At 67.8% G+C, this 1,188-nt stretch carries 2 protein-coding genes; one reads left to right on the forward strand and one right to left on the reverse strand.

Annotated elements, in window-relative coordinates; all coding sequences use genetic code 11:
- Positions 1-454 (forward strand): DNA-3-methyladenine glycosylase (locus MOV75_RS38875; protein WP_247008133.1); only part of this gene is annotated, 454 nt, incomplete at its 5' end.
- A 97-nt stretch (positions 455-551) separates the two neighbouring features.
- Here MOV75_RS38875 and MOV75_RS38880 read toward each other — a convergent pair.
- Positions 552-1,188, reverse strand: a 637-nt coding sequence (locus MOV75_RS38880; protein ID WP_247008135.1) for a substrate-binding domain-containing protein, incomplete at its 5' end; no start/stop codon positions are given.

A 1,188-nucleotide genomic window follows, 5' to 3' on the forward strand; every position in this document is an offset into this window, starting at 1 on the left:
GCTGTCGGCGGCGTTCGATCCGTTCGACCATGAGGCGGTGGGCCGCGCCCGCACCGACCGGCTGGGGCGGCTCGGGCTCTCGGCCGCCAAGATCAAGACGCTGAAGCATCTCGCGCGCGAGATCCGCGCGCAGCGGCTGAACCTCGACGTGCTCGCCGAGGAAGATGCCGACGCTGCGCATCACACGCTGATCGCGCTGCCCGGCATCGGCCCCTGGACCGCGGACGTCTATCTCCTGTTTTGCCTCGGCCATGGCGATGCCTGGCCGGCCGGCGACCTCGCCGTGCAGGAAGCCATCAAGATCGGCCTCGGCCTTCAGGCGCGGCCGACGGAGAAGCAGATGGCGCCGCTCGCCGAACCTTGGCGCCCCCTGCGCGGCGCGGCGGCGCATTTGTGGTGGAGCTACTATCGCGCGGTGAAGAAGCGCGAGGGCGTGCTCGCAGGGTCAAACTAAAGCGCGATGCGATTAGGCTAAATCACCATCGCGCTTTAGGTTATTGTCTGAGCATGATCTTTTCGGAAAACCGCTGCGCACTTTTCCGGATCATGCTTTAGCCGCGCAGCCGCTCGCGATCGGCGCGGGCGCATTCGGCCACGAAGTCGATCACGGCTCGCACCGCAGGGAGCTCGACGAGGTCGGGATGAGCCAGCAGCCACAGGTCGGCCACGCTGGCGAGCTTCTGCGGAGCGACCCGCACGAGGTCGGAATAGCTCTCCGCAACGAAGCACGACAGCGCGGAAATTCCGATCCCGGCGCGGACCGCCGCCAGCATGTCGCCCTGCGACGAGCAGCGCATCACGATCGTGCCCTGGCGCGTGATCGCGTCGCTCCATCGTGCAAGCTGCGCGTTGGAATCCTGGTCGGCAAAGCCGATCACGCTGTGCCCCTTCCACTCGCCGCTGCGCTCCGGCAGGGACCGGCCGGCGGCATAGTTGCGCGAGGCATAGAAGCCGGTGCCGAGACGGCCGATCTTGCGGCCGACCAGATTTTCCTCGCCGCTATCGAGCGGCCGCAGCACGACGTCGGCTTCCCGGCGCCGCACGCTGGCCGGAAACGGATGGGTGATGATCTCGAGCCGGATGTGATCATGTGCGCCCAGAAAGGCGTGGAGCCGGGGCATCAGCCAGTGTGAGGCCAGCGTCGCCCCGATCGACAGCTTGACCGTGCCGCGCGCCTTGCGCCCGCCG

Origin of the sequence: Bradyrhizobium sp. PRIMUS42 (assembly GCF_023006515.1) — a bacterium.
GTDB lineage: Bacteria > Pseudomonadota > Alphaproteobacteria > Rhizobiales > Xanthobacteraceae > Bradyrhizobium.